Annotated in this window: 8 protein-coding genes; 4 read left to right on the top strand and 4 right to left on the bottom strand. The window is 34.3% G+C overall.

Going from position 1 to position 7,456, the window contains the following annotated elements; genetic code table 11:
• Nucleotides 1–94 precede the first annotated feature (94 nt).
• From F6K22_RS11235 to F6K22_RS11225, 3 genes are all read right to left on the bottom strand, one after another.
• Complete coding sequence (locus F6K22_RS11235) at nt 95–247, bottom strand: hypothetical protein (protein WP_293097150.1); 153 nt, start codon at nt 245–247, stop codon at nt 95–97.
• Nucleotides 248–528: 281 nt separating this feature from the next.
• Entirely contained in the window at nt 529–846 is a 318-nt protein-coding gene (locus F6K22_RS11230; protein WP_375340151.1) for a T3SS (YopN, CesT) and YbjN peptide-binding chaperone 1, read from the bottom strand.
• A gap of 263 nt (nt 847–1,109) precedes the next feature.
• Nucleotides 1,110–1,262: a hypothetical protein gene (locus F6K22_RS11225; protein ID WP_293097147.1), complete on the bottom strand. Its 153-nt coding sequence runs from the start codon at nt 1,260–1,262 to the stop codon at nt 1,110–1,112.
• Nucleotides 1,263–1,602: 340 nt separating this feature from the next.
• On the opposite strand from F6K22_RS11225, the gene F6K22_RS11220 reads away from it, so the two are divergent.
• The 3 genes from F6K22_RS11220 to F6K22_RS11210 all read left to right on the top strand — a co-directional run bounded on the left by F6K22_RS11220 (nt 1,603) and on the right by F6K22_RS11210 (nt 5,114).
• A complete protein-coding gene (locus F6K22_RS11220) occupies nt 1,603–2,922 on the top strand; it encodes a 3-isopropylmalate dehydratase large subunit (protein ID WP_293097145.1) in 1,320 nt (439 codons plus the stop codon).
• A gap of 1,011 nt (nt 2,923–3,933) precedes the next feature.
• Nucleotides 3,934–4,731, top strand: coding sequence for a S1 family peptidase (locus tag F6K22_RS11215; protein ID WP_293097143.1), 798 nt, complete (start codon nt 3,934–3,936; stop codon nt 4,729–4,731).
• A gap of 242 nt (nt 4,732–4,973) precedes the next feature.
• Nucleotides 4,974–5,114: a hypothetical protein gene (locus tag F6K22_RS11210; RefSeq protein ID WP_293097140.1), complete on the top strand. Its 141-nt coding sequence runs from the start codon at nt 4,974–4,976 to the stop codon at nt 5,112–5,114.
• 1,354 nt (nt 5,115–6,468) lie between these two features.
• Here the strand turns inward: F6K22_RS11210 and F6K22_RS11205 are convergent.
• Entirely contained in the window at nt 6,469–6,942 is a 474-nt protein-coding gene (locus tag F6K22_RS11205; RefSeq protein ID WP_293097139.1) for a CYTH domain-containing protein, read from the bottom strand.
• Between the two features lie 43 nt (nt 6,943–6,985).
• Here F6K22_RS11205 and F6K22_RS11200 point away from each other — a divergent pair.
• Nucleotides 6,986–7,456: gluconokinase (locus F6K22_RS11200; RefSeq protein WP_293097138.1), on the top strand; the 471-nt coding region annotated here is incomplete at its 3' end.

Raw genomic sequence — 7,456 nt, 5'->3', positions numbered from 1 at the left:
ATTATTGAGGTGGAATATTTAACCTATGTTTACCATCACAAAGTTCGACAATTTCTAAATTCGCTAGACTCATCTTGTATTAATTTCAAATTAATCAACAAATTTCTTGATAATTTTGGCATTCTCTTGGTTGAATATTGCCAAGAAAATCTTTAATATTACTAGCATAACTTGAGTCTTTATTTTTGAGACGAGATGAAAAATTAAAAGCATCAAAATTATTCCATAGTTGTAGGATGATAATCATGCTTTCCAGAACCTAAAACTGTAGTTATATAAAGAAAAATTTTTGGGCAGATATCACAATCATCCCATGATAGTAAAACGCCAAAAATTCAGTTCTCAAAAAGCATAAGTTATAGAGATTTACCAACTTTCCTCTGCCTTCTTCCTTCTTGTTTCTTTGTTCCTCAATAAACTATTAGGCATCTCCAATAAGAAAAAATAAAATAAATTATTGTACAAAAATAATCAATTATTTCCTCCTACTCCCTACCCCCTACTCCCTACTGCCTCTTTTCTGGATGTCTATTGAGGTGGAATATCTAAACCTCGTTTACCTCCCCAACGTTCAACAATTTTATCATCATAATCATCAGCAACTTCCAACACTGCCAAAACAGACACTTCCAGTTCATTTTGGTCACAAATAGAGCCAACTATACTGTGTTCAAATAAAATATTTCCATCGGTATCTAAAGAAAAACCACCAAACTGCATATTACTATTTGCTCGCAATAAAAATTCTAGTAAATCAGGATTTAATTCAGCTCCAATAACCACAGTGTAACAAGTATTAATAACACTATCCTCACCCCAAGGAGAAACTCTTACCGAATAATTAATAATCGGTAGTCCTGTAGATGTAGTAATTTAGGGTAGAGGTAAGGAACACTTAACAGGGAACAGAAAGTACCATGATTTCTTTGAAACTAAGAAATCATATTTCCTTGACTACTTGACTTTTTTTTTATATCACTACTTGTACACCACTACCTAATAATTAATAATTAAATAATTCAGCTTTATTAGCCTCCCCTTGAAAGGGAAAAAAATTTATTTTTTTCTTTTAGTCAATCCTCTCCCTAAAAGGGAGAGATAATTATCCATTATCCATTAATCAATTCCACCCAAGCAGAACCCAAAAATATACTAAACCTTGGTTCATCAAGTTTTTCCCAAGGGTAATCACTAAATAATTCTTCCATCCACCCATCAATTTTTTGATAACATTCTGCTTGAGCTAGTGTTGGAAATTCCATATTTATTGTCTCCCGAAAAAAAAGCTATTTATAATCCTCATATTGCTTGAACATAATTATATTAACTCTCAATAACTATCTGTTAATATTTTTTTGATGAGTAAGCGATCGCCAAAATAATTTACTTACCTCCATATGTGTCAAATTTAGCTTTCAAAAATCCCAAAATCAAGCAATATTAAAATCGGAGGTTATATAGAAAAAATATAGCAGTTAAAGCATCACTATCCAGACTTAATAGAATAGCTACCACAAGCTAATATTAATACTTAATTTCTTCTTCCTTTGTCTATAGGTTGTCTAAAATACAATTGTAAACTACCAAGAGGAGCGATCGCTTATGGCAATGACCATGGTTGAAAAAATTCTGGCCAAAGCATCAGGAAAATCTACCGTTACCCCAGGAGAAAACATTTGGGTCAACGTTGATGTATTAATGACCCACGATGTTTGTGGTCCTGGAACCATTGGCATCTTCAAACGAGAATTTGGCGAAAATGCCAAAGTTTGGGACAGAGAAAAAATCGTCCTTATACCAGACCACTATATTTTTACTGCTGACGAACGGGCAAACCGCAACGTAGATATTTTGCGAGACTTTGCTCAAGAACAAAACATCAAATACTTCTACGACATTATTGACCGCTCAAATTTCAAAGCAAACCCTGACTACAAAGGAGTTTGCCATGTTGCCCTCGCTCAGGAAGGTCATACCCGTCCGGGAGAAGTCCTATTTGGTACTGACTCTCACACTTGTAATGCGGGAGCTTTTGGAGAATTTGCCACAGGTATCGGTAATACAGATGCTGCCTTTATTACAGGTACAGGCAAACTATTAGTAAAAGTGCCAGCAACTATGCGGTTTGTCTTAAATGGAGAAATGCCTCCTTATTTATTGGCAAAAGATTTAATTTTACAAATTATTGGAGATATTTCTGTATCTGGTGCTACCTACAGAACAATGGAGTTTGCTGGCGAAACTGTCGGACGAATGACAATGGAAGAACGGATGACCCTCTGCAATATGGTTATAGAAGCGGGGGGTAAAAATGGAGTTATTGCTCCTGATGAGACTACCTTTGAATATTTGCGGGGGCGAACTGATAAATCGTTTGAGTCATTTTATTCGGATGAGAATGCAAAATTTTATAGTGACCGTTCTTACGATGTCACAACATTAGAACCTGTAGTGGCTAAACCCCATTCTCCAGACAATAAAGAACTTGCTCGTAACTGTCAGGATGTTAAAATTGACCGAGTTTATATAGGTTCTTGTACAGGTGGAAAAACTTCTGACTTTCTTCATGCAGCTAAACTTATTAAAGGTCATCAAGTCAAAGTTCCAACTTATTTAGTACCAGCAACTCAGAAAGTTTATGAGGATTTATTTACTGTGAAACATGATGGAAAAACTCTCTCAGAAATATTTTTAGATGCTGGTTGTATTGAACCTGCAGCTCCATCTTGCGCTGCTTGTTTAGGCGGACCGAAAGATACTTTTGGGCGATTAAATGAACCAGAAATTTGTGTGTCTACAACTAATCGTAATTTTCCTGGTCGGATGGGAAATAAACAGGCAGAAGTTTATTTAGCTTCTCCCTACACAGCAGCAGCTTCAGCTTTGACTGGATATGTGACAGATCCACGAGAATTTATGTAGGTTTACTGGCAGTTTATCGACAAATAATTCAGGAGCAAGAATTGAATTCTGTATGTAGAAGTGGATGAGTAAATTTGTTTATGATTCCTACAAAATCTTATATTTAATGGTATTTGATTAGTAGAAAATTCAACAGATACAACCTGAATTAATTCAGCCTCCTGACTACTCTATCTTTTTAAGAGATTACAACAGTTTACTGAAACTGACTTTAAGGTAAGGTTGAATACTTATTATCAAGATAGTAGGGGAGTACGCAGCTACTTCATTCCCAGGAAAAAATTGTCTGGGTTGATAGAATGAAGGTGATATAGAGAAGTGGAGTTAGGATTTTTTTCTGATAAAAAATAGCTTTTTATTAATAAAAACCCACTCCATCTATCTACCTCCCTATCAAGTCAGTTTTAGTCCTAATTTGAAACAGCTTTCGGAGAGTAAGGGAGTAGGTAGAGTTAGTTATTTGTTGTCAGAGAATATTTACCACCCTATATTTTTGGTTAACTAATTCTAGCAATATTTAGGAAATTTCAAGGGATACAAATTTAAAAGGATACAATTTTTCTCTAGTGACAATAAATTGACCCTGACGGGAGTAGGGGAGTAGAAGAAAAATGGAAATACATCGGGTCTGTTTATCCTTTCTTAGAAAGATTTGATATTTTATCCACAAGTTATTATCCGTACTCGATATAATTATTCTATATGATTATTTATTGAAACTTTTTATGATATTTGAATATACCCCTAGTTAATTTTTTATGGTTCTTCTAGGGTAGCTATGATAAATTACTACAAAATAAACTGTATAACCATTGCTATACAAGAATTATGGTCATACAAAAAGCAATTAATCATCAAAAGGGATTTTTATTTGGTTGAATCCTCTGCTATTTAAGGGTTTAAACTCATTCAAACTACTAATTTGCTAGAACCAGTCTAGGAGAGCCTTTTTTATTAATTAGGGATTGATTTTCCTCAACATATTTACTCATAAAATAAATTAGGTTAATTATGTCCTTAGTAGATATTGTAGAAAAAGTAAAATCAGGTGTTGTTCACATTATTCATACGATTAATGAAGCGAGAGTCTCTTCAGGAACTGGATTTATGGTTGAAGGATTATTAGTGACAAATTATCATGTTGCTTGTATTCCTCCCACTGATTCTGTTGTTGTTATTAGAACAATAAATAGCTCTCCCGATCAACTCCTGGATGGTATTTATATGACAAATCATGATTTCTTAAAAAGAACAAAAACAGCTTCTGATGAAAGAAATTATGATTATATAGTGCTGGATATACCTGAATTATCAGAACCAAAAATTTACAACTTTGATATATCTAATTATTCATACTTAGGAAAACGAATTGGAGATGATATATTTTTTCTGGGATATCTATTTGAACATCTTAACCTTGTCTGTCATTCTGGAATAATATCGTCTTTTTATAAAAGTAAAAATATCGATGTTATCCAAGTTGATGCAAGTGTAAACCATAGTAATTCAGGAGGTCCGTTAATCGATCCAGAGACAGGAAAAGTTATTGGTATTGTGACTAGAAATGGAACTGGTCTGACTCAAGGGTTTGAATCTTTTCGTTCTATTCTAAAGCAAAATATTGAAATATTATCTAATAGTGGAGTTAGAATGGTTATAGATAGTCTTGACTTTGCTCAAGGTATGATAGTAAGTCAAAATCAAATGTTAGGAATGACTTATGAGCTTGAAAGGTCTGCAAATTTTGGAATTGGTTATGCTTTTTCTGTAAAAGAACTAATAAATGACTACTTTTTTGAGAAATTCTAGAGAAATAAATAATATTTGCTATGGCAACCCCTAGCAGGTAACTTCTCTAAAATCTCAAAACTATAACGTTGTAGTTTTTCTGAAAATTAATTCTAGATGGATACTCAAACTAGACTTATCCCCAGGGGTATCTCAAAACTATAACGTTGTAGTTTTTCTGAAAATTAATTCTAGATGGATACTCAAACTAGACTTATCTCCAGAAGTATCTAAATTCTAAAAACTGTGACGTTGTAGTTTCTGTGAAAATTAATTCTAGATGGATACTCAAATTAGACCTATCCCCAGAAGTATCTCAAAACTATAACGTTGTAGTTTTTCTGAAAATTAATTCTAGATGGATACTCAAACTAGACTTATCTCCAGAAGTATCTAAATTCTAAAAACTGTGACGTTGTAGTTTCTGTGAAAATTAATTCTAGATGGATACTCAAATTAGACCTATCCCCAGAAGTATCCCAAATATAAAAACCCAAACCTTGGAGTTTGTGTGAAAATTAATTCTAGATGGATACTCAAACTAGACCTATCCCCAGAAGTATCCCAAATATAAAAACCCAAACCTTGGAGTTTGTGTGAAAATTAATTCTAGTACGAATACTCAAACTAGACCTACTGGCGTGTCAAGACTAAAATTGTGGGTCAAGGAGCAACGAGCGAAGACCTCTCCCCCAACCCCTCTCCTGCAAGGAGAGGGAAGAGTTTCCCCCCTTCCCTTGTAGGGAAGGGGGTTGGGGGCTAGGTTTTTTAACCCACATTTTCAAGCTTGACGCACCACTACCCCCAGAAGTATCCCAAATAGAAAAACTATAACGTTGTAGTTTCTGTGAAAATTAATTCTAGATGGATACTCAAACTAGACCTATTCCCAGAAGTATCCCAAATAGAAAAACTATAACGTTGTAGTTTCTGTGAAAATTAATTCTAGATGGATACTCAAACTAGACCTATTCCCAGAAGTATCCCAAATAGAAAAACTATAACGTTGTAGTTTCTGTGAAAATTAATTCTAGATGGATACTCAAACTAGACCTATTCCCAGAAGCATCCCAAATAGAAAAACTATAACGTTGTAGTTTCTGTGAAAATTAATTCTAGATGGATACTCAAACCAGACCTATTCCCAGAAGTATCTCAAATAGAAAAACTATAACCTTAGAGTTTCTCTCAAAATTAATTTTAGATGAATACTCAAACTAGACCTATTCCCAGAAGTATCTCAAATAGAAAAACTATAACCTTAGAGTTTCTCTCAAAATTAATTCTAGATGGATACTAAAGCGATCGCTACGTCTATAGAGAGAGTTTATCAAGTTATATCATGTCTGCTTAATTAGGGATAACAAAAATTTCTTTTCCTAATACCTTTTTTCTCCCTCCTGACTCCTAACTCCTGACTCCTGACTCCTGACTTCTCCCTAATGATTTATCACTGTTCATCCGGACATAATATTACTGAGGTACAGTTGTTTTTCTTCTTTTCTCTGTTGGTGCGCATTCCCTCTGTTGGTCAGCATTCCCTCTGTTGGTCAGCATTCCCTTGTGCCTGTCGGCGACGCGGGGTCTGACCGCTTGCGTCTTTCGCCCACGCGGGATATGACCGCTTGCGTCTTTCGCCGACGCGGGGTCGCACCGCTATTTCCACCGAACCAGAATTACTACTCCGTCCGACCTACTCCTTAAAACAGATAAAAAAATTGCCTTATTAGTTATTAACTTCTTCCTAATATTTTTCCCCTAAACAGAAGACCAATTTTTCCAAGGATTTTTCGATAAATTAGAATTAGAATATCTCTTATCATAAGATACTTCTTCTCCTATCCATTCAGGTAATTCAACTTTTTGATTTTCATCATTAAGTTCAACTTCAGCTACAATTAAACCCTGATTATCTCCAGCAAATTCATCAACCTCCCAGACAAATTCACCATGATAAACCTTATATCTAACTTTTTCAATTAAAGGTGAACTGCATAAACTATTCAACATCTCTTGAGCATCTTCTATTGGTATTTCGTACTCATATTCCGATCTAGAATTACCAAAACTAGGTCCTTTAATAGTTAAATAACCTTTATCGCCTGCCACTCTCGCCCTTAATGTTATACCATCTTCTGTAGACATATAACCTTGACGATAAACTTGCCCAACAGCGTTATTTCGCCATCCATTCCCTCTAACCAAAAACTTACGTTCTATCTCTATTGCCATTTTAATACTCTAGAAATATTGAGAATTAACAACATTTAGTATAATGATTATAATCATAATGGGAGTTTCTGGTGCTGGTAAATCTACTATTGGAAAATTACTAGCAAAATACTTAAATTGGGATTTTTTTGATGGAGACTCTTTTCATTCCCAAGCTAATATCAAAAAAATGAGCAATGGAATTCCTTTAAATGATGCTGACCGAATTCCTTGGTTGATAGAAATGAGAAATGCAATTGAGCAATGGTTGGCAGAAAATCAGAATATTATATTAGCTTGTTCTGCCTTGAAAAAAGCTTATCGTCATATACTTATTACGAACCCACAAAATATTAAAATAGTCTACTTGAAAGGTTCTTTTGATTTATTTGCCCAAAGACTAAGAGCCAGAAAAAATCACTTTATGAAACTTGAGATGCTCCAAAGTCAATTTGATATTCTTGAGGAACCAAAAGAAGCAATAATCATAGATGCTGCAAAATCTCCAGAAGAGATTGTCAATTCTATTAGGAAA

Origin of the sequence: Okeania sp. SIO2F4 (genome assembly GCF_010672385.1) — a bacterium.
Taxonomy (GTDB): Bacteria; Cyanobacteriota; Cyanobacteriia; order Cyanobacteriales; family Microcoleaceae; genus Trichodesmium.
This window is presented reverse-complemented; position numbering and strand designations above follow the sequence as displayed.

Excerpts from the sequence above, each read along its gene's own strand:
- F6K22_RS11235 (WP_293097150.1), bottom strand. The coding sequence starts at position 247 with ATGATTATCATCCTACAACTATGGAATAATTTTGATGCTTTTAATTTT.
- F6K22_RS11225 (WP_293097147.1), bottom strand. The coding sequence starts at position 1,262 with ATGGAATTTCCAACACTAGCTCAAGCAGAATGTTATCAAAAAATTGAT.
- F6K22_RS11220 (WP_293097145.1), top strand. The coding sequence starts at position 1,603 with ATGGCAATGACCATGGTTGAAAAAATTCTGGCCAAAGCATCAGGAAAA.
- F6K22_RS11215 (WP_293097143.1), top strand. The coding sequence starts at position 3,934 with ATGTCCTTAGTAGATATTGTAGAAAAAGTAAAATCAGGTGTTGTTCAC.
- F6K22_RS11205 (WP_293097139.1), bottom strand. The coding sequence starts at position 6,942 with ATGGCAATAGAGATAGAACGTAAGTTTTTGGTTAGAGGGAATGGATGG.